Raw genomic sequence first — 22,076 nt, 5'->3', positions numbered from 1 at the left:
TATAGTAAGAGTCATTCCCTTAACATTCTCGGTGAAGCGAAACAGCCATGACAGGGAGGTTGCGGTGCCTATGCGGAGATAGCGGGTGAGGGGATAAGAAAGCGTTCCAAGTGCGGGGGCCTTCACGGCAGACTGTGCAGACGATCATCACCGTAAGGACATTAGGACATTAGGCAAAGGTATCTCAAAAAACAAAAGAGGTGAGTATCTATTGAGGCTATATCTTAAGCGTTCACTGATATCTATACTGGCAATTCTGACTCTCCTGCCCTCCAGTTTGGCAAGCGCTTCCAACGTTCCCCCTGCAGACCCGGTTCCTGTGGAAGATGCTGTATGGGTGACTGAGCCGGTGTTAGTAACCGATCCGGTTACGGCACCTGATTCTGATGAAGCACCTGATGCACCGGTGGAGCCTGAGCCTGCTGTGGCTCCTGCGACCTCGTCAGGGCCAGATACGGCCGCAAGGCCGGAGGCTGCTCCTGTTCAGGAGACTGCGCCTCAAGTCCAGATGAAAGCCGCCGCTGAAGCGTCCCCGCTGTTCCAGTGGAGCTTCCGCTCCGGGCAGGTGATTGGCCGCACCTCGGTAGTGAACAGCGTCTACCCCGATGCGGCCGCTGAACGCGCCGAGCTGAAGGGAGTAGCTTCCATTGTCTATGACGAACAGCGCGGAGACGTCCTCTCCTTGCCCGGCGGCGGGAACGGTACTGCTTGGCTGAAGCTGCCCGATCAGCTCTACAGCGGGATCAAGGATGAGCTGTCCATCTCCTTTTGGGCCAACATTGACTCTTCGGCTAACGCTTATACCCGTCTGCTGTCCTCCACGATTGCCGAGAAGGGGCTGACGAATGCCGGGGTAAGCGGCTGGCAGGACTCGGAGTTCATTATGATCGCCGGGGACGGCACGTTCAGCAACCGGATCTATACCGGGACGAACCCAAGCCAGATTGCCAGCTACAAAGGCGATATCGTCTGGAACCGCAACCCGGCCAAGGGCAAATGGCAGCAGGTGACCGTCACTATGACCAGCAGCGGAGCCTATGAGATCTACCTGAACGGCGTCCCGGTTGGCATCAAGGGACTGGATCAGAGCAAAAGCTCATCAGGTGCAACGATGGTTTCGGTACTCCAGCACTTTTTTGCGCGTGACTATCTGGACGCCCTGAAGTTCAATGCGTTCGGCAGGTCGCTCTACACCTCGGATGGAGATATCAAGGGGAGATTCGACGACCTGCGGATCTACAATGTCCAGCTCACGGCCAGTCAGGTCAGCGCACTCTATACAGCGACCAAGCATGAAGAGGTCATTGTAACTAACCCGGCCAAAATAACAGTCGATCTCGCCGACCGCTCGCTAGGACCTGTATACCACGGGGCTTCCGGCGCTCTGTATGCCCTCAGTGAGCCGAACGTGCCGGATATCAACACGCTGATACCGATCAAGCCCTCGCATATCTCGCAGAAGCCGCCGAACGGCATCCAGCATCCTACAGGCGATGCGCTCAGAGTGTCTGATTATTTCTTCGAGGCTGGCGGGGAAGCCGTAAATATCGTCATGCAGGATTATTACCAGCACTGGTATTATCCTTCCAGAACGGCAGAGGAATATATCCAGGAAGCAGTCATTCCGATCACCACGGCGGTCAAAGCCTACAAGGATCAATGGGCAGCGGAGAATCCGGGCCGCAATGTCAATTCCAGCTTCATCTATATCCCGTTCAATGAGCCTGAACAGAATAATACCCGTTATCCCCAGCTGCTGTCCGACAGCCAGACGGGGAAGAACTCCAGAGCCGTGTTCAATGCCGACTGGCTCGCCGTAGTCAAGAAGATCAAAGAAATCGATCCCGGTGCAGTCATTTCCGGCGTTAATTTGACCCAGTACGGGGCTAAAGTCTTCGAGGATTTCATTCCCTTCTGTGTGGAGAATGATTGTCTGCCCGATATCATCAGCTGGCATATGCTGTGGGACAAAGCCTTCAATCAGGCGGCCTCGAACGTCACAACCTTCCGAGCAGTGGAAGCGAAGTCCTTACAGCGCTATAAAGAGCTGTACCCGGACCGCCCTCTTCCCTTCCCGCTCAAAGTCGATATTAATGAATATGCGGCCACTTCAGAGATCGCTGTGGGCGGCTCGCTTATCCATTACATCGCACGTTACGATGAGCTGAAGATGAACAGCATGCTGCCGTATTGGAATACGGCCAACTCCTACGGGTCCCTGCTCGCCGGACAGAACGAGCCGAACGGGGCATGGTGGCTCTACAAGTGGTATGCCGACATGATGGGCGGCGACATGGCTAAGGTCAATGTGATTAACGCCAGAGCTGAGAATGACGCCTTCGGCCCCGGCCTGTACGGGTTAACTTCGATTCAAGACCAGAAGCAGCAGGTCAGTATCGCCTTCGGCGGGACCCAAGGCGACGGTCAGATCGTGTTCAACAACGTCACCGGTAACGGGAACAGCCCTTCCTTCCTGGCAGGAGCTGAAGAAGTGCATGTCTCTGTCTTCTATGCGGGTTATACCGGCCTGACCGGCTTCCTGGTGGAGCCTGCGCAGATTCTGAACCGCAATCTTCCGGTCAAGAACGGCTCGGTTACGCTGGGGATTAACCTGAATGATTACACCTCGGCCTATTATGCCGTCATTACACCAGCGGTGGGCCATGCTCCGAAGGAGACTTTCGTCAAGCGTTACGAAGCGGAGAATGCAGAGGTACAGACGAATGTGTCCAAGGTGGACCAATACCCGCGCAAGAGTACGGGGCGCTCGTCTTCGAACGGCCAGTATGTGTCAGGCATCAAGGCAGCGGACAGCCTCGTGAAATGGACTTCGGTAACCGTTCCTGCAGATGGGAACTACCGGCTGGATCTGATTGGCGGCAGCGGCGCGACCGCTTCGCTGCGTAATCAATCGAACACGGGTGATGCGAATCAGCGCATCAATTCCGAATGGTTCGTCAAAATTGACGATCAGCCGGCAGCCAAAATCGTACTGCGTGCTGACTACAATATGCAACTGCTTGGCGGCAATACGTTACTCGCCGATCTGACGGAGGGCACCCATTCCATCGGCATCAGCAGAACCAACCCGGACACGGGAGAAGCAGGCCAGGGCGAATCCACTCTGGATGCCATCGAGCTGACGTATAACGGGCTGCCTGGCGCACTTCCGAATTATCGTGTGCAGGCGGAATTCGCCGACTATGATTCAGAGCAGGGCTTGTCCCGGGCCGGCAGCCTGGAAGGCTTCGAGGGGGCCGGATATGTGAGCGGCTACGGCGGCAGCCAAGCAGCGAACACGCGGTTCGTCCTCAGCGTTCTGGAGGACGGGATGTATGAGCTGACAGCGCGCTATGCTTCTGCGGACAGCGGGAAGCTGCAGCTTGCCCATGACCGCAAGCCTCTGATTGATCTCCCTGTGGTGAATACGAACGGTCAATGGCAGGATGCCAAAGCTCCAGTCTTCCTGCGCAAAGGCATTAACCTGATCGACGTGCACTCCAGCGCGGCGCTCAGTCTGGATTACATTAATGCAGCCTTTGTAAATAAGGCCGCTCTATATTCTGTGGAGGCTGAGGCGGCAACCGTGGTCGGAACGCCTGCCGGTTCCGAGCTGCCGCTTATCCGGGAGGATGCGTTCGCCAAATACGCCTCCGGCGGCAAATATGTGAGTGGCATTACCTCTTACGACGGGGCAGAGCGCTATCTGGAGCTTGGGAACATTAACGCGCCTAAGGCAGGCACCTACAAGCTGGTGGTCACTTATGCTAACGGTGAAAGTGCGGGAACCCATGCTTACAACAATGATGTCGTTGAGCGTTATGCGCAAGTAAGCGTCAACGGCGGCGAACCTCAGACGGTCTACTTCAAGAACACCATCTCCTGGCAGCAATTTGCTACCCAGACGCTGGATGTGGAGCTGAAGGCAGGCATGAATACGATCCGCTTCTCCAACAATAATACGTACAACGGCGGCTCCAACCCCTATGGCGGAAGCGGCGCGCAAGGCTTCACGCCTTACACGGCGGTTCCACGCCAGTACACACCGGCATTCGACCGGTTTGATCTGTATGCCCGCCACACGCTTGAAGTAAGCGGCGGCGATAACGGCGGCGGCGATAATGGCGGCGATAATGGCGGCGGCGATAATGGCGGCGGCGATAACGGCGGCGGTAATGGCGGCGGCGGTAATGGCGGCGGCGATAATGGCGGCGGCGGTAATGGCGGCGGCGGTAATGGCGGCGGCGATAATGGCGGCGGCGATAACGGCGGCGGCGATAACGGCGGCGGCAATAATGGCGGTGGCGATAATGGCGGCGGCGATAATGGCGGCGGCGATAATGGCGGCGGCGATAATGGCAGCGGCGATAATGGCGGCGGCCATAATGGCGGCGGCGATAATAGCGGCGGCGATAATAGCGGCGGTGGTAATGGCGGCGGTAATGGCAGCGGCGGTAATGGCAGCGGCGGTAATAGCGGCGGTGGCAATGTCGGGATTTCTAGTGGTAATGGTGGAAGTAGCACTAGTAATACTACCGTCGGTTCGGTGCAGACTGTAGCTCCGGGCAACAATCAGCTTAACGTTGAAGCTACGGTTAACGGCACCTTGGCAACAGCCACTCTGGACGCCAAGCAGGTTCAGGCGGCAGAGCAGATTACGGTTACCTCTACACTAGGCACCATCCACTTCCCTGTGAGGGCTCTTAATCCGGCAGCGCTGGGGCAGCAACTGGGCAGTGAGAGCTGGAAGCTTACCGTCAGCATGACGATACTCCCGGAAGAGCGGCAGCAAGCGATAAGTCAAGCTGCCCTCTCTGCTCAAGGCCAGCTCATCGGCCAGGCGGTAGAATATACGGTGAAGGCGGAGGCTGGCGGCAAGTCGGTGGAGATCCCGGGCTTCGGCAGCAGCTATGCCCGGCATACCCTGCCGCTCAGCACTCCGGTGAACAGCCGCAATGCGACAGTCGTGAGGCTGGAGAATAACGGCAGCTTCACCTTCGTCCCGGCAGTTTTTAACGGAAGCGAAGCATCTTTCTACAGTCCTAGCAACGGTACATTTACTGTAATCTCAAGCAACAGGACCTTTGCAGACATGAACGGCCACTGGGCACAGGAAGCTGTCCACAAGCTGGCCTCCAAGATTATTCTGACTGGCTTAACAGACAGCCAATTCGCACCGGACAGTACCACAACGCGCGCTGAATTCGCAGCGATGATCGTCCGTGCGCTCGGCTTCTCCTCTTCTGGTCCGGCAGCCAGTTCGTTCAAGGATATCCCCGCCGGTGCATGGTACGCCGGAAGCGTCGGGACAGCCGCTGAGCTGGGCCTGGTGCGGGGTGGAACGGACAATACCTTCCGGCCGGGCGACAAGGTTACACGCCAGGAGATGACAGCCATCCTGGTGAAGGCTATGGCCCTTGCAGGTGCGCCGCTCCCAGATTCAGCGTCACAGCAAGCAGCGTTCAAGGACGCAGGCCAGATTGCCGGCTGGGCACAGCAGGATGTTGCCAAGGCGGTTCAGGCAGGTCTGATCACCGGAACGCCTGACGGGCAATTCCACCCGGGCCAATCGACCACCCGCGCGGAGGCCGCTACTGTGATTCTAAGATTACTGGAGCAGGCGGGTTTCGTGAACTGACCCGCTAGATACTGGTTGGTTACTTACAGGGCACACTCATAGTCAATAACAAACAGAGCAGCAGTCTTTGGGTATTGAATACCGGAGATATGCTGCTCTGTTTATTCAATTACGCCTCCCTCGCAATGGGCTCAATCTACCATCTATTCCTCCCAATCCCCCTGGCCGTTCACTCCAGCACCTAGAGGGATATCTCTCTCACATTTGCTCATTCTGCCTACATCCGGCCCATTCAGAGGGATTTATCCCTCTCATTTCCGCATTCTGTCTACTTCCAGGCCCATTCAGAGGGATTTATCCCTCTCATTTCCGCATTCCGTCTACTTCCGGCCCATTCAGAGGGATTTATCCCTCTCATTTCCGCATTCCGTCTACTTCCGGCCCATTCAGAGGGATTTATACATCTCATTTCCACATTCCGTCTACTTCCGGCCCATTCAGAGGGATTTATACATCTCATTTCCACATTCCGTCTACTTCCGGCCCATTCAGAGGGATTTATCCCTCACTTCCTGCATCTAGCCTACTGTTGACTGTTCATTGGGATTCCATAGGTACGCTCAGCCGAAACAGGCCTGTCCCACACAAGCGCTAATGCCTTGCGGAACAGTCCTAATTTTACATTTTGGCAGGTGTTAACGGAACAACACGCATTTTCCCGATTCCCGGAAATACTTAATCAGCCGCTCAATCGGCTCTCGTCCGCATTTCAACTGAACGCCGAGGCAGTCGATGCACAGGAAATCTTGGGCATTGCGCGTGACCAGCTTCAGGTAAATCGCCACATCATCTGTCATCAGCGGAACACCGCATTGCCTGCAGGTTCTGTTCATGCTCATACGCTTCTCTTCTTTCTTGTCTCTATACCAGCTTCGCCCGCACGATCAGACAGTCATGGGCTGGCACGACCGGAGCGAAGCGTTCTCTGAACACCCCAAGCTCCTTGTGCTCCCAGCAGCCATACAGGGACAGCGATTTGCCGGAGGCATACGGAAGTCCGAAATCCCAGAATTGCAGCGACATCTCTCGCTGACCGTCACTCAGATTGAAGAACCCGATGGCCAGGTCACCGTCTGCCAATACTTTTACCAGCATGAATACTTCATTGGTATGGAACCACTGCGGCTCAGGCTTAATGCGGTAAGCTCCGCGGCCCTCGATATCCTGGTTAATGGCAATCAGATCCGGGTTAAGCAGAATATTCTTGGTCGCTTCATTTGCTTTCCGGATGTCACTGCCGATCATCAGCGGAGAACCCAGCAGGCTCCACAGCGAGAAGTGGGTCTTGTACTCCACATCCGTGCAGCCGCCAATCTGACTGCCGATGAAGTCACTGTTGCTGCCCCCGTACATGCCGACGACGAGCATATCCAGGTCATTGTGGCAGTAGGCCCCGGTGTAGGCGGCTTTGTCAAGCTGCGACAGCGCGAGGGTCTTGATCGATTCCCAGCTGTCCTGAATGTCGCCGGTAGACCGGTACATATGTGCGCCGGATTCACGAATCCACTGGTAGACATTATCCTCGCCCCAATTACATGCGGAGAAAAGAATATCCCGTCCGCAGTTCTTAAGCGCAAGACTCATCCGTTTGTACAGCAGCTCCCCCGACATATGTCTGGGCTTGAAGCAGTAATCATATTTAAGAAAATCTACACCCCACTCCGCCAGCGACGCAGCATCCTGGAATTCATGCTCGAAGCTGCCCGGATACCCGGCGCAGGTATGTGTTCCCACACAAGAGTACATCCCGAACTTCAGTCCTTTGGAGTGAATGTAATCTGCAACCGCCTTCATTCCGTTCGGGAATTTGACCGGATCTGCGACCAGCTTGCCATCCTTGTCCCGTTCTTTCAGGCTCCAGCAGCCGTCAATAACAATGTATTCGTACCCTGCATCCTTATATCCGTCGGCTGCGAGCGTGTCAGCTGCTTCCCGGATCAATTGCTCGTTGATATCCCAAGTAAAAGTGTTCCACGAATTCCATCCCATCGGCGGCGTTAAGCCGAGCTGTTGCTGTTTGTCCATAATTTGTATTCATTCCTTTCGCATTATGACAGATATTGATCCCTGGGTAAAATGCTGTATTCTTTATGTATTTAATCACACAAACCCTTTATAATACATAGCTTAACGTTGCTTTTGTATGGATGTATGTTGCTTTTCATATATAAGGAGTGAGAGAGTGGAAGGTGTAAAGAGCTTGGTTTGTTTTATGCGGATTGTGATGCTTGTGGGCGCGAATGCAGCAACTTCGAGGGGACTGGGCGGGTAGGCTGGTTGAAAAATCATACCTTCTCTGGCCCTGCTGCAAGCAAAACTACTTGTGTCATCTCTTCTCTCTCGGAAATAGGTGGAAAAACGTACCTTAGTTTACTGGAATCTCAGTATTGGGCGGGAGTAAGTGGAAAAGGAGCAACTATTTAGTTTGATCTCGTCACTTTGGTGGAAATGCGCAAAATTAAGTGTTGTTTTTCCAACCGTTGGCGCAGGAGAAGCCTTTCATTCATCAGCAAGTGTATAAAAGGCAACTGTTTCCCTCCACACATTTGCGCCCGGCCCTCCAGCCTCCGACACCCGTCTCCCGCACCTCTTCACACGCCCGATGTAATCGGTTTTTCGATTACATTCAGCCCGCACGCCTCCGCAGCGCCGAATGTAATCGGTTTTTCGATTACATTGAGCCCACGCGCCTCCGCAGCGCCCAATGTAATCGGTTTTTCGATTACATTCAGCCCACGCGCCTCCGCAGCGCTGAATGTAATCGATTTTTCGATTACATTCAGCCCACGCCCCTCCGCAGCGCCGAATGTAATCGGTTTTTCGATTACATTTACCCCTCGCGCCTCCGCAGCGCCCAATGTAATCGATTTTTCGATTACATTTACCCCACGCGCCTCCGCGCGCCGATGTAATCGGTTTTTCGATTACATTTCCCCCACGCCTCCGCAGCGCCCAATGTAATCGATTTTTCGATTGCATTTCCCCCACGCGCCTCCGCAGCGCCGAATGTAATCGGTTTTTCGATTACATTTACCCCTCGCGCCTCCGCAGCGCCGAATGTAATCGGTTTTTCGATTACATTTCCCCCACGCGCCTCCGCAGCGCCGAATGTAATCGGTTTTTCGATTACATTGAGCCCACGCGCCTCCGCAGCGCTGAATGTAATCGGTTTTTCGATTACATTGAGCCCACGCGCCTCCGCAGCGCCGAATGTAATCGGTTTTTCGATTACATTGACGCGCCTCCGCAGCGCCCAATGTAATCGGTTTTTCGATTACATTGAGCCCACGCGCCTCCGCAGCGCCAATGTAATCGGTTTTTCGATTACATTTCCCCCACGCGCCTCCGCAGCGCCCAATGTAATCGGTTTTTCGATTACATTGAGCCCACGCGCCTCCGCAGCGCCGCGCCGAATGTAATCGGTTTTTCGATTACATTGAGCCCACGCGCCTCCGCAGCGCTGAATGTAATCGGTTTTTCGATTACATTCAGCCCACGCGCCTCCGCAGCGCCGAATGTAATCGGTTTTTCGATTACATTTCCCCCACGCGCCTGCCGTACGCTCAAAAAATCCCCCTTCCCCCCACACGGCAATCCGGTACTGTCCCGGACCGCCCCGTAGATGGAGAAGGGGGCTTTTACCATTAAGCTCTAGTTCACCTGAACCAGCTTCCATTGCTGGTGCAGGTCGCCGCGGTAGAGGTTCTGCTGGAGCTTCGCGCCGTCTGCGGTGGAGGCTCCTGTGACTTCGACTGCCTTGTTACTGTTCACATTGAGAATGCTCCAGTAGCCGTTGCTCAGCTTGATGAGCCGGAACTGCTGGGCGGTGTTGTTCAAATCCTGCATCAGCTGGATGGCTTCGCCGTTGTTCTTCGTGCCGTTACGCACATCCATCACCTTGTTGTCAGAGGAGTTCACGCTGCGCAGCCGGTAAATATTGTTATACGTGCCCATATCCGTAACCGTCCATTGCTGAGCCAGTGCGGTGTTCTCCGGCCACTGCTGGAGCTGAAGGGAATTCGTATTCTGCCCGTTCGGAACGTCAATCGCTTTGCCTGACCCCCGGTTGATCAGCTTATACTTCGCATTGTTGGTGACTCCGTTCCACACCCCGTTCCAAGGGTTGAACTGGGCCCGCTCGTAGTACCATTCGAAGATAAAGCGCGCCATGCCGTCGCGGACCGTATTGCCGTCATAGAGCAATCCGCCGTCCGGATCGGCGAAGGAGCTTTTGGGACCGGGATCGAGCAGGAAGCCGTTCATATGGACGGCAATGCTGACATTGCCGGCGGCAGTGAAGATTGCTTTGGTATTCTTGCCGAAGCCTGCGTTCGTACCGTTGAACAGATCCCAATACGAGGAGTCGCCCGGCTGGTTCTTGAACCAGGTGGTTTCAGTAATATTGATCGGGTAAGCATCGGCCGCTGGCTTGATGCTGCTATCCCATATCTGCTGAAGCGAGTTGTAGTTGTCATAAGCGCCGTAGCCCGGGTACCAGTGCACGGCATATCCGTAATTGTTAAGCGGATCGGTCAGCGGACTGGATGCCGTCAGCTGATAATGCTGATCCCAGCCAAGTCCGGAAGCCCAGATCACATTGTCCGCGCCCTTGCTGCGGATGGTTGAGATCATCGAGTTCTGGAAGTTTTTCAAAGAATTCCAGAACGCCGCGAAGTTCGGCTGGGAGGGATTGCCGCCCCATTGTCCGTTCACATCGCTCAGCACCGGCTCGTTCACCAGCTCGAACATCACATTATCCGCGCTCTTGAGTCCCGGCTGGGAGGCCAGATAACCCCAGATCTGATTGAACTTGTCCAGGTTAGCCTGGGTAGTCGCCTTGTTGTCCAGCAGTGTGAAGTCCAGTCCCAGCGTGACATACAGCCCCTTCGTCTTCGCGTACTCTACATAAGGAATGATCAGATTCTGGGTAGCTGCCTGAAGGCCCGCGAAGTTATACGTTCCTGCAGCGACATCGCCCATATCCTCCCGGTCGATGAACAAGCGGACCTGATTCGAGTACCAGCCGTGGCTGTTCCCGTATTTGCCGGAGGTGCTGGTGAAGGTATCTGTGATCTCCTTCAGGTACTCCAGAGTGGCCTTATGCCGGTTCCCGCCGTTGCGGTTCAGATAATAATTGCTGTTCTGATACGTCCAGTAAGCCCCGGTAGGCTGATGCCAGCCGCTCAACAGTACAGGCTGTCCGCTGCTGTTCACCAGCTGATTGCCGCTAACATGCAGCTTGGGAACAGGCGAACCCTCCCAAGCGCTTGCCTTGCCGCCGCCGGACTGCATTGGCGTCAGCAGCAGGGCCAGCATCACCAGCAGCTTCATGGATAAGCTTAACTTCCTTTTTCTCACAGATACCCATCTCCTTCTCATTTCATGGAATCGGCGGATGCCGTCTTAATGAAAGCGAATACATCTGAATTGTACTCTGCGCGGAGACGGGCGGAAACCTGTGTGATTATAGTTGATAGACTTACAGATTATAGTTTATTTACTTATAAATTATAGATTTACATGCATAGACTCCCTGTATTCCTGGGGCGTCATTCCCGTCATTTTTTTGAAGAACCGGGTGAAGGAATGATGGGCCTCATAGCCGACATACAGCGCTACATCGCGGATTTTGAGCGCTTCATTTCCCAGCAGCTCCTTCGCCTTGACCGCCCGGCATTGATCGATGTACTCTGACAGGTTAATGCCCTGCTCCTGCTTGAAGAAGCGGGACAGGTACGACGGATTGAAATAATGCAGCTCAGCCAGCCGCACCAGAGACAGATCCTCGCCCAAGTGGCTGTGGATATAATCGCAGATCCGTTCAATGACCTCCGAGGAGCGCTCCTTCTCGGCTGTGCTTCTCCGCTCGAAGAGATCTGAGGCCAGCCTCTCCAGATAATAGATGCCCTCCCCCAGGGATGAATGCTCGTCCAGCCGCATCAGTTTGCCGTATTCATTGACAAGGCTGTAGAGCTCCGAACGGTTCATATGGGACAGCAGCACAAGCGCAACCGTGTAATAGAGCTCGGCTGCCTCTTCCGCAGAGATGCCCGAATGAATGCCTTCCCGGATCTCCTCCAGCGTCTCCGCGAACCGCTCCCGCCGTCCGGCATCCAGATGGGCCGCAAGATTCTCCACCCGCTGGTGGAGCCGGACCCCCGTCTCACGGATGACGTCAGGCCCCGGCGGACCGCTGCGGTCAATCTGCACCATGGAGATGCCGTCCCCGATCTTCATCTGCTGCAGCCGGTGAAGCCGCTCGTAATGGCGGCCGGTCTCTGTCCAGGCACAGGCTGAGCCGCTGACTGTAAAAGCAACCGGCAGGCCCAGCGTCTGCCGGCAGGAATCCTGAATCATCTCCAGCGTTCCCTCCAGATACCGCGTGAAATTCCCGCCGAAGGCAGCCCCGGCATTATCCAGAGGCTGCAGCAGCCACAAGAGATCTCCGTGCCGGTCAAGCACCCAGGCATGCCGGGTCATCTCCGCCAGATGCGAATTCCAGATCAGCCGGGAAGAGGTCAGAAGCTCGCGACGGTCCATATAAGAGATGCCCTCCGGGTATGTAGGCCGTCCAAGAACGAGCATCACCGGAGATTCAGCCTTAAGGGTGATACCCAGCTTGCTGAAATCTGCACGTAACGTGTCCGCATCTGCACACAAGGACTGGCTGTCCTGAAGCAGATGGCGGAGATAATCCCCCTGTGCTGCCGTCTCCATGGAATCGCGCTGCTCCCTGGACTGCTCCAGCAGCTCGCTCAGCATATTGCCCTGCTCAATCTCCTGCAGCACCTCCTGCACCGTCTCAATAATCTTGTCGAAGCCTTCCGTCTTCAGCAGATAACGGGCACCGGGAAGCTGCAGCGCACTATAGGCGTAATCGAATTCGCTGTAGCCGGTCAGAAAAACAATCCGCGACCGCGGCCAAAACTCCCGGATCTGCTCAGACATCTCCAGCCCGCTCATGCCGGGCATGCGGATATCCGTCAGCACAATATCGATCCGGGTGCGCGAGAGCCACTCCAGGGCTGCTTTGGCCGAATAGACCTTGTAGACATCAAGCTTGTCCGGTAGCAGTTGGTTGAACGCCTCGTATAAGCCGTCCGTTATAATCTCTTCATCATCAACGATCAATAGTCTGTACAAGACCTTCACCTCCTGTGAGCCTGATCCGGATTGCAACCCGGAGGCCGCTTAGTGTGCTTCTGTCCAGGAACAGGCCGCTGCCTTCCCCGTAGATTAACTGGATGCGCCGGTGAATATTGCTCATGCCGGTGACTTCATGCGTACCGCTGTTCTGATTCAGCCGCCTTCTCAAGGTCTCGATCCGTTCATCGGTCAGTCCGCTTCCGTTATCTTCAACAATAATGCGGATCTCCCGTTCCTCCTGTTCAAAAGAAACCCGCAGCTCCCCATCCTCCGCCTGCTTCTCCAGACAATGCTCATAGGCATTCTCGATAATCGGCTGGAGAATCAGGCGCGGAACCCGCAGCTCCTCCATGGCTTCCGGCAGCTCATCGAACTGAACCTGAATGCGCCTGGAGAAGCGCATCTTCTGAATCTCCGTGTACATCCGGGAATGGCGCGTCTCCTCCGCAAGCCGGACATTATCCTCTCCGTTACGGGTGATGAACCGGAAATATTCGCCCAGCATGCCCGCGAACTCCTCAATCCGGGAGCTGTCCCCCTGCTTCGCCAGGGCGCTGAGAATGAAGAAGCTGTTATACAGGAAATGCGGGTTGATCTGCGACTGGAGCTGCTTCAGCTCCGCCCGCTGCATCATAAGCTTCTGGGTGTAATCCTGGTCAATCAGCATTCGCAGCCTGCTGAGCATCTGGTTGAACCGGAGATACAGATAGCCGAATTCATCCTTGCGGCCATGGTCAATCTGAATATCCAGCGAGCCGCTCTCCATTCGCTTGAAGCTGCGGATCAGCACAAGCAGCGGCTTCTGGACGAACTTATAGGTCGCGTAAGAATAGATCAGCACCGCCAGGAAGGACACCGCCGCGAACAGCCACGCCCAGACCACGAACTTGGTCAGCGGGCGCTTGACCGCCTTCTCCGGCAAATAGGTGGCAACAGCCATCCCCAGCCTGTCGGAGGTGAAGCTGTCAATATGATACCGGATTCCGTCCAGCTCCCAGTTGTACAGGTTCCCTTCATCAACTGCCTGGTGATAGCTCTTAATCAGCTCCGGGGAGCTGTTCTCTGTACCGAGTGCGTAATCCGTCAGGCGCGAGACCAGCAGCGAGCCGCTCTCTTCGTACGCGTTAATCGCCCGGAGCGAATCCCTCAGCTTCTCGTTGTCCAGCTCGATCTGAACAATGAACAGCGGCGGCTCGCCCATCCTTCCGCTCGACTGGGTAACGCTGAGCTCCAGGAAGTTGTTCCAGTTGATCAGCCGCCCTTCTTTTCTCAGATCAACCGACCGGAAGAAATTGAACTTGCTGCTGTCAAACTGATCAATGCCGTTCATCGCAGACAGCGTCTTGTTAATGGTACGGATATGTACGAACACATCACCGATGTAGGCGCTGCTGTTCTTCAGGGAAGTTAGCCGCTGCGTAATGTAGTTCAGACTCTCCCGCTTTTGAACATCATCCATATAGTTCCAGGTAACGGCAATCTTGTTCAGCTCGGTATCCTGGGCAAGATCATACTGCTGGATCTCCATCCACTCCACCTCGCGGTTCAGGTCCTCCAGATAATATTTTAATTGCGACAGGGTCGCTCTGGACAGGTCCTGACTTGCATTCTTGTAGCTCCAGTTGTAGAGGTAGAGTCCAAGCAGCAGAATCGGCAGAATAATAGCAAGATAAGTGACAACCATCCGGATAAAAATAGTGTGGCGCATCGACACCGCAGGAAACTTAAGCATGTGCACCGCCTCCACTCGTCTGCTCATGTCCGATCATTTGCCGCTTCCGCCCTTCTCTGCATACCAGTCGTTGACCTCAGCCGTAATCTGCTCGCCGCCCAGCTTGCTCCACTGTGCCACGAAATTATCGAACTCGCTGAGCGGTCTGCCCTGAATGATATCAAGAAAGGCATCAATCTGAAGATTATTTAGAATATTCTGCTTCTCGATCATCGTCTCTGTAGGTGCACCGACGAAGCTCTCATAGAGCAGCTGGTGATTACGCTCATACCCGTCCAGGATGGAAAAAGCGCCCGAAGGCCCATATGTCCGCTCCCAGCCCCAGCCTGTCTCGCTGTCCGCACCTCCGGCCTCGTAAGCGGCAATCCGCTTCTGGATCGTCTTCGCTTCATCCTGAAGTACGGAGGCATCGCCGGTGCGCCGGAAGGTCTCCAGCTCCCGGAAGGCCTCCAGATTCTTCTGCACCGGAAACGGTGTCACCGGCGAGAGCTTCCACACCGCCTGCGGAGCATTATAGTACCGCTCCACCTCGCTCGTAGCCCCCCAGTTCTTCTCCAGATGCAGGTTAATCAGCTTGATCAGCGCCTCAGGATGCTCTACGCCCCGCTTGACCGCCAGGAACTGGTTGGTACTGAACGGAAGCGGCACCTTCGGCGGTGCCCCGGACTCCGAGACCAGCGGGAAGGCCTGCCACTCGGCCTGCGGATTATGCTCACGGCTGAGCTGTACGAGGAAGGAGCCCCACTGCTCCCCGTACATCATTCCGACCTGTTCTTGCTCAATCCAGTCGCTGGCCTTGACCCCATCCTTGAAGGCGAATTCCCTGTCAATCTGTCCCGTCCGGTACAAATCCTGAAGTACCTGCAGGGCATGCTTGACCTCCGGCTGGATACCTCCATAGACCAGCTTACCGGTCTTGTCCTTAATCCAGATGCCGGGATAAGCACCATAACCGGCCATGAACCCGGTAAGTCCCATAACCGGGTCCCACAGGTACTTCGTTGCCGCAAGACCGTAGGTATCATGCTTGCCGTTACCGTCAGGATCTTGCTCCGTAAACGCTTTCGAAATAGCCAGCACCTCTGCCATCGTCTGCGGCGGCTTAAGGCCGAGCCGCTCCAGCCAGTCCGTCCGAATCCACAGGAACATCGCGCCCTCAATCGACGAATTGGTCTCCGGGATCGCCATGAGCTTGCCGTCAAGCGTAGCCGTCTCGAACGGACCCGCCCCTTCCTCGCTCAGCACCTTGCGGGTTAACGGGGTTGCGTACTGGTCATAGACTTCGCTCAGGTCCTGGATCAGCCCTGCATTGCTCAGCACCCTGAGCTGCGAAGCATTCACCCGCACAATATCGGGGATATCCCCAGAGGCCAGGGATACCCCCAGCTTGCGGGAGTAGATGGAGCTCCACTCCGTCCAGTCATAGGTAATCTTAATGCCGAGTACCTCTTCATACAGCTCGGTCCAGCGGTTATGCTCCAGCGTCTCCCCCGGCAATTCCTTCAGTATTTCTTCCAGCGCATCGTTGTTCTCACGTACGAACGACAGCTGAATCGGCGGATCATATTTGCTAAGACCCGGCTCCTCATACAGCGGAGCGCTCCCCGGCTGTCCCTCAGGGACCGGAGAACGCTCCGCAAGGCTATCGCCCCTCTCACAAGCGGTCATCAGCCCTACGACCATGCATGCAGCGACAGTCCAGGCCATTGTGTTCTTGATTGTTATGGGCACCAGTTGCAACCTCACTTTGCAAGATTATTACTACCAGAATATTATATTATCCCGGCAAAAATAAAGGAATTGTAAGGTGCAATTCTTGTTTGGCTTACCCGTTCTTTACCATTTAAAAATCGGTGACCGCCTGGAAGGCCGGTTTGGGCTGATGCTGCCGGTCGAACAGCATCGGCGCCTCGGTACGATTGACCGGGAAGCTGCTCAGCCAGGTATGATCATCCGCAATCCCCCAGAACATGACCCCGCTTAACAGCTCCTTCCGGTCTCTTAGTGCAGCGAATATCTCGCCGTACTGTGCGGCCTGCTTCTGAAGGATATCCTCGGGGATTACAGGGCCGACCTCGCTGAGATCATTATAGACATACAGGCTCATATCCAGCTCGGTGATCTGATTATCCAGGCCCAGAGCATGGAACTTCTCCATGGACTGGGTTATGCTCTCCACCGAAGGATATTCCAGATTAATATGGGTCTGGTGGCCAACCCCGTCAATCGGCACTCCCTTCGCCAGCATGTCCTTCACCAGCTCGTAGAGACGGTCCCGCTTCTCCGGACTCTCTGTGCCGTAATCATTAATGTACAGCTTAAGCTCCGGTCCTCCAGCCTTGCGGGCCGACCGGAAGGCAGTCTCGATGAATCCCGTGCCGGTAATCTTGTACCAGTCGCTGGCCCGCATACCGTCAGGGTCGTTCGGCTCAATCACCTCATTCACTACATCCCAGGAGGAGATGTCGTCCTTGTAACGGCTGACAACAGCGGTGATGTAACTATCGAGCCGCTTCAGCAGCAGCTTCTTGTTCGCTTCGCGCCTTGCTGCATCGGTCTCATCCGCCATCGCCTTACCGGCTTCATCCCGGAAGAACCACTCCGGTGTCTGGCTGTGCCACACCAGAGTATGGAAGCGCAGCCCCATGCCGTTCGCCTTGGCGAAGGCAACGATCCGGTCGGCCCGTTCCCAGGTGAAGGTACCCTCAGCCGGTGCAATCGCATCCGGCTTCATGGCATTCTCAGCCACGAGCCAGTTCACATGCCGCTTCAGCAGCTCTGCCGTGGCTCCTTCTGTCTGGTCCGGCTCCACCGCAGCGCCTATGGGGAAGTAATCCGCATAGGCTGCCGCCAGCGGCGCGGCCTCCTGCTGCACCGGAGCTTCCGCCGCAGCTTCAGGCGAAGCTGCGGCAGAAGGTGCCGGAGTCCCGGCGGGTGAAGCGGCCGGGGATGAAGCTGCGCTCTCCTGCGGCCCGGGCGAAGGGGCGGCCGGAGCCGCATCCCCGCCAGAAGCGGAGCAGCCGGATAACCCTAGAAGCGCGGCTGCGAAGACTATACTCCGGACCAGTCTGGCCGGAGTGCTTGTTCTGTTATTTTGGCGCACAGTTATCCTCCTTCTACGGTTACCCGACAATCCCGGTACGTTCAATACTCTCCACGAAATACCGCTGCACGAACAGATAGATAATAATCAGCGGCAGAATCGCCAGCAGTATCCCTGTATCCTGGACCATGCTGAGGTAGAACGGATCGGCCTTGGAATTGGCGCCGTCCTCCAGCAGAATCTGCAGATTATACGGCAGCGAGCCGAGCTGGGTTGCCATCACCTTACTGGATGTCAGATAGGTCGTGGTGAAGAAGCTGTCGTTCCATTGCCACACAAACGAGAAGAGCAACACCGTAACAATAGAAGGAATCGCGTTAGGCAGCATGATCCGGTAGAAGGTCTTGCCGACCCCGGCCCCGTCGATGTAAGCCGCTTCCTCCACCTCTTTGGGAATCCCCCGGAAGAACTGCCGGAAGATGAAAATGTACAGCCCCGCCTTCAGCGAGTTAGCCGTAGCAGAGGTTAGAATAAACGGCCAGTAGGTGTTGAGCAGATTCACCGATTTACCGCCGGTTAAGAGCGGAATCAGCCCCATCAGGCTGAAATCCTTCAAATTCAGGTAGACCGGAATCAGAATGGTGATCGGCGGAACCAGAATGGTCAATATGACTCCGGCGAACAGCAGCTGGCTTCCCTTGAATTTCAGCCGGGCGAAGCCATAACCTGCAAGCGCGCAGGAAATGGCGGTCAAGATCGTAGTCAGCGCCGAGAGGCTGAAGGTATTCAGCAGGGCCTGCCAGTAGTCCATAATTCCAATCGCTTTGACGAAATTGTCGAGCGTGTAATTCTCGGGAAGCCAGACGACAATCGGCGAATACAGATCGCTCTTGGCCTTGAAGGCCGTGGATATCTTCTGGAGCACCGGATAGAGGATTACGAACGACAGGCCTGCAATGAGCGTCAGCCGCACGAAGGACCATATCCATTTCTTCCAGCGTTCGGGCGACAGTAAGCGGGTCGCATGCATTTGTCCCATCCTCCCTTTAATCATAGTAGAAGACCTTCTTCGAGATCAGATAGCTGCTGACAGCCAGAATTAAGGCCACTGCGGCGAAATACAGCCATGCCATCGCAGAGCTTAGACCGAAGTTGAACTGGGTGAAGCCGGTCTCCCGGATCAGATCCGTCATGGCGTTATTCGAGAAGGAATCGATAATCGTATAGATGGAATTCACCAGAATAAGCGGGCTGACCATCGGAAAAGTAATTTTCCAGAAGGCCTCATAGCCGGTTGCCCCTTCCATCTTGGACGCCTCATACAGCTGCGGCGAGATGGTCTGGATGCCGGCCAGGAAAATCAGAATCTGTACACCGGACTGGCTCACAATGCTATAGATGCGGCTCACGGCACTGGTCAGATAGTTCACTACCCATTCGCTTAAGCCCGCGTCCAGCATCAGCCCCTCCAGCTCGAAGGTGCCCAGTCCCTGAATCGCTCCCGCACCGGCATTCTGATCATTGACCGCCTGAATCAGGCTGGTGCTCTCCAGGCTCAGAATAACCCCGGAGGCCAGAATGACCGGAAGGAAGAAGATCGAACGGGCCAGCGACCGGCCGATGAATTTCTGATTCAGCAGCACTGCCAGAAACAGGCTGAAGATAACGATCAGCGGCACATTGATGACCATATTCATAATGGCATCGGCCAGCGAGCGGTTGAATTCGGTATTCACCGTCAGCGCTTCGACATAATTCTGGAAGCCGCTGAAATGAACAATCAGTCCGTCGGAGTTGGCCTGCACTGAGCTTAAGCTGTAGCGCAGCGAAGACAACAACGGAATCAGGAAGAAGAAGATGAACCCCAGCAGCCAGGGCAGCACATAGAAGAAGCCCATGATTGCCTTCTGCTCATTGTAGGATCTGCGGTCCAGTCTAAGTATGGATTTCAAGATTGCTCACCACCCGTAATATAGCTTTCGGCCTCAACCGTCCGGCCCTCTGCAAGGACTGCGGTCTTATTGTAGTTGACGATGACAGACATCCCGTTACCGTAAGTGCTTTTATAGACACCGTCTGCCAGCTTCTCATGACCGGTCAGCCGCTGATTCTGAACGTTCTTCATCACTCCGTTCACTTCGGTATACATATCAGCCGCCTGGTTAATCCACTGCTCATAATGGACCGCATACAGGTTATCGAAGTCGGTATCCTTCACCTTGTAATTAGGCGCATGCATCCACTCATAATAGAGGCCGGAGCCATACTCCAGGCTCTTCAGGATATATTGCCTTGGATTCGTGAACGTGGACAGGTTAAACGGCTTGCCGGTGTAATTCACATATCCCCGCACCACCATCGGATAGAACGGAATCTCCTCATCCTCCAGCTTGAACCGACTGCTGGACACCGGAGCATCCGTAATGTCAGAGAGATACGGAAGGGCGTAGGCATTCCCGCCGTCCGCGAGAATGCGCATGGACGCTCCGGTGATCTTCTCCAGCGACTGGACCGATATCTGCTCGGACGCTGACCGGTCAATTTCTTGATTTTTACGGAAATCGCTGTTCAATTGATCGGCCATATCCCTCAGGGAGATGCCGCCGGTCTGAAACGGCGCAATCTCCTTCAGCGTGGCATCAACATATCCGCCGATCCTGCTTGGCGAAATAATATAGGCAGGGGTGAAGGAACGGTCCCGCCGGTTCAAGGCCATATTATACGGATAGACGGCGGCCGGAATCTCACTGAGCATCCGGGAAGCCTTCTGGTTAATCCGGAAGCCTGAGGTCTGGTTCGCCCGCAGCAGTGCGACGTCAGGGAAGAGCTGAATGCCTTGCTCCTTGGCGTAGGCAGTCAGCCGCTCCAGCCCTTTGCTGCCTCCGATTGCCTTATCCACAGACAGCTGGTCCGGCACCTTATGATCCAGGCCCCGGTTGAACCAGCCCGCATACTTCAGCTTGATGTTATCAATCCCGCGCTGCTTCATCTGCTCCAGAATCTTTTGCGCTTCCTCGAAGGTGGTCAGCGCCTCCAGCGATTGATAAGGAATGCCAAGGACATGCTTGGTCTTCGTGATTCCGCCCACCAGCTCCAAATAGAACGGCGTATTGACAGAGGCTTCTGCGGAAGCTGCCGGCTGCGCCTCAGGCAGTCCGCCATGCTCCGCCAGATAGCTCTGGTAATAACGCGCCATGCCCGGATAGGAAGCCTCCGCTCCGCTCAGGAACGCATAACGGACGACGTAATCTGTCTTGGGCGGTTCCTGCTGGAATTTCGGCAGGGTGCGGTTCTGATCGCTTGATGTCAGGGTAAGATCTCCCTTGGCAATCAGGGTGAAGCTCGGATATACATAGTTGTATCCGTTCAATCTGCCGCTGGTATCCGCGTTGATGGTGGCAAGAGAAGCGCCTTGTTCAATAATGCCCAGCATGGCGCCTTCCTCCCGGATCAGGCCGAACACCGGCAGCTTGATCTCCTGCTGCTGTGCATAGGCATCCGTAGTCTCCATCGTCCCGTCCACACCATACACGGCTTGCTTATAAGCGGGATAACGGGTCTTGCCGTTATTGAAATGAATCAGCGCTCCTGAGCCGTCCGGCACCAGGATGGACCCGGAATCCTTACTCCCTCCGGCACCCAGGAAGCTCAGCAGGGAGATGTCATTCACCGGATAATCCGCAGGATAACGGATATCCGCTACCGGGACCTTGACGACCAGCTGGTCCCCGTCCAGGGCATATTCAATGGCAAGCTGGAAAATACGCGGTGCAGGCTTGGTCTGGCTGAGGTTGTTCTCGGCGATATCCTGCTGCAGATCCTCCTCGGTATATCCCGCCTTCTCGAAGCCCTTCAGCGTCCGCTCCAGCTGAAGCCCCTTCAGCGCTTCATCATTTCGCGTATAGACTCCGTTCTCCTCATCGAAGGTATAGGCAATTTTCATCGTCCGCTGCCCGGTCTTATCCATCTTGCTCATGATCTTCTCCTCGAACCGCTCCTTGCCCATCTTCATCGGCAGGTCCTCTGCTGTTGCAGCGGTCGTTCCGAACTGGTAGAAGACCTTGACCCCCCCGGGCGTCTGTTCCATCTTCATTTGCTTATGGGCCACGCTGTCCGTATATGAATTGACAGAGCTGACCTGACCCAGGTTGTTATAGAAATCCAGCTTGAGCTGCGCGGACAGCAGGTCTTTATTATCCCCGCTGGCCTTGGCATCCGCTTCACGGTCCAGCGGATTGCTGTACCAGACCGTCCCGTCCGTCAGATTCTTGACGGCGATCCCCCCGGTAGCCTCGTCCATGAACAGCCGGAGCTGTGCGTTCTCAAGCACGCCTGTCATCCCGCTCACCCCATTATCGGTGAAGGCAGATTTCAGCGCGCTCCCTTCCGTAAAGGACACTTCAAGATTCGGTTCATGCCCGCTGGCCTGGCTGCCTGAACTTGACGCCGAACAGCCGGCCAGCACACTCATACTGAAGAGAATCGAGAGCAGCATGATTAACGGCTTCCTCATTCCC

13 protein-coding genes are annotated in these 22,076 nt (G+C 55.3%); 1 reads left to right on the top strand and 12 read right to left on the bottom strand.

Features of this window, described 5'->3' with window-relative positions; translation table 11 throughout:
- Positions 1–277 precede the first annotated feature (277 nt).
- On the top strand, positions 278–5,638 hold the full coding sequence (locus tag MKX63_RS24515) for an S-layer homology domain-containing protein (protein ID WP_341020753.1): 5,361 nt from the start codon (positions 278–280) through the stop codon (positions 5,636–5,638).
- Between the two features lie 635 nt (positions 5,639–6,273).
- Here MKX63_RS24515 and MKX63_RS24510 read toward each other — a convergent pair.
- From MKX63_RS24510 to MKX63_RS24455, 12 genes are all read right to left on the bottom strand, one after another.
- Positions 6,274–6,477, bottom strand: a complete 204-nt coding sequence (locus tag MKX63_RS24510) for a hypothetical protein (RefSeq protein ID WP_036693380.1) — start codon at positions 6,475–6,477, stop codon at positions 6,274–6,276.
- A gap of 22 nt (positions 6,478–6,499) precedes the next feature.
- Positions 6,500–7,663, bottom strand: coding sequence for a glycoside hydrolase family 27 protein (locus MKX63_RS24505; protein ID WP_341020750.1), 1,164 nt, complete (start codon positions 7,661–7,663; stop codon positions 6,500–6,502).
- Positions 7,664–8,229: 566 nt separating this feature from the next.
- Entirely contained in the window at positions 8,230–8,496 is a 267-nt protein-coding gene (locus tag MKX63_RS24500; protein WP_341020748.1) for a hypothetical protein, read from the bottom strand.
- 517 nt (positions 8,497–9,013) lie between these two features.
- Positions 9,014–9,283, bottom strand: a complete 270-nt coding sequence (locus MKX63_RS24495; RefSeq protein ID WP_341020746.1) for a hypothetical protein — start codon at positions 9,281–9,283, stop codon at positions 9,014–9,016.
- A gap of 6 nt (positions 9,284–9,289) precedes the next feature.
- On the bottom strand, positions 9,290–10,996 hold the full coding sequence (locus MKX63_RS24490; RefSeq protein WP_341020744.1) for an RICIN domain-containing protein: 1,707 nt from the start codon (positions 10,994–10,996) through the stop codon (positions 9,290–9,292).
- A gap of 150 nt (positions 10,997–11,146) precedes the next feature.
- Positions 11,147–12,781, bottom strand: a complete 1,635-nt coding sequence (locus tag MKX63_RS24485; protein WP_341148699.1) for a response regulator — start codon at positions 12,779–12,781, stop codon at positions 11,147–11,149.
- Positions 12,759–14,516, bottom strand: coding sequence for a sensor histidine kinase (locus tag MKX63_RS24480; RefSeq protein ID WP_341020740.1), 1,758 nt, complete (start codon positions 14,514–14,516; stop codon positions 12,759–12,761). Before MKX63_RS24480 ends, MKX63_RS24485 begins: the two co-directional genes overlap by 23 nt.
- A gap of 33 nt (positions 14,517–14,549) precedes the next feature.
- Positions 14,550–16,223 (bottom strand): extracellular solute-binding protein, encoded by a 1,674-nt coding sequence (locus tag MKX63_RS24475; RefSeq protein WP_341020738.1) that lies wholly within the window; start codon positions 16,221–16,223, stop codon positions 14,550–14,552.
- Positions 16,224–16,359: 136 nt separating this feature from the next.
- Positions 16,360–17,619 carry an endo-1,4-beta-xylanase gene (locus tag MKX63_RS24470; RefSeq protein ID WP_341020736.1) on the bottom strand — a complete coding sequence of 420 codons (1,260 nt, stop codon included), beginning with the start codon at positions 17,617–17,619 and terminating at the stop codon, positions 16,360–16,362.
- 19 nt (positions 17,620–17,638) lie between these two features.
- Positions 17,639–18,589 carry a carbohydrate ABC transporter permease gene (locus tag MKX63_RS24465; protein ID WP_341020734.1) on the bottom strand — a complete coding sequence of 317 codons (951 nt, stop codon included), beginning with the start codon at positions 18,587–18,589 and terminating at the stop codon, positions 17,639–17,641.
- Between the two features lie 16 nt (positions 18,590–18,605).
- Complete coding sequence (locus MKX63_RS24460) at positions 18,606–19,511, bottom strand: carbohydrate ABC transporter permease (protein ID WP_341020733.1); 906 nt, start codon at positions 19,509–19,511, stop codon at positions 18,606–18,608.
- Positions 19,508–22,072: a DUF5696 domain-containing protein gene (locus MKX63_RS24455; protein ID WP_341020731.1), complete on the bottom strand. Its 2,565-nt coding sequence runs from the start codon at positions 22,070–22,072 to the stop codon at positions 19,508–19,510. Before MKX63_RS24455 ends, MKX63_RS24460 begins: the two co-directional genes overlap by 4 nt.
- Between the last annotated feature and the right edge of the window lie 4 nt (positions 22,073–22,076).

Source organism: Paenibacillus sp. FSL R7-0179 (assembly GCF_038002265.1).
Lineage (GTDB): Bacteria > Bacillota > Bacilli > Paenibacillales > Paenibacillaceae > Paenibacillus_AQ.
Note: the sequence above shows the minus strand (reverse complement) of the source record. Positions and strands in the feature narration are given on the sequence as shown.

Coding starts and splice junctions, on each gene's coding strand:
- MKX63_RS24510 (WP_036693380.1), bottom strand. CDS start 6,477: ATGAGCATGAACAGAACCTGCAGGCAATGCGGTGTTCCGCTGATGACA.
- MKX63_RS24505 (WP_341020750.1), bottom strand. CDS start 7,663: ATGGACAAACAGCAACAGCTCGGCTTAACGCCGCCGATGGGATGGAAT.
- MKX63_RS24495 (WP_341020746.1), bottom strand. CDS start 9,283: ATGGTAAAAGCCCCCTTCTCCATCTACGGGGCGGTCCGGGACAGTACC.
- MKX63_RS24480 (WP_341020740.1), bottom strand. CDS start 14,516: ATGCTTAAGTTTCCTGCGGTGTCGATGCGCCACACTATTTTTATCCGG.
- MKX63_RS24475 (WP_341020738.1), bottom strand. CDS start 16,223: ATGGCCTGGACTGTCGCTGCATGCATGGTCGTAGGGCTGATGACCGCT.
- MKX63_RS24465 (WP_341020734.1), bottom strand. CDS start 18,589: ATGCATGCGACCCGCTTACTGTCGCCCGAACGCTGGAAGAAATGGATA.
- MKX63_RS24455 (WP_341020731.1), bottom strand. CDS start 22,072: ATGAGGAAGCCGTTAATCATGCTGCTCTCGATTCTCTTCAGTATGAGT.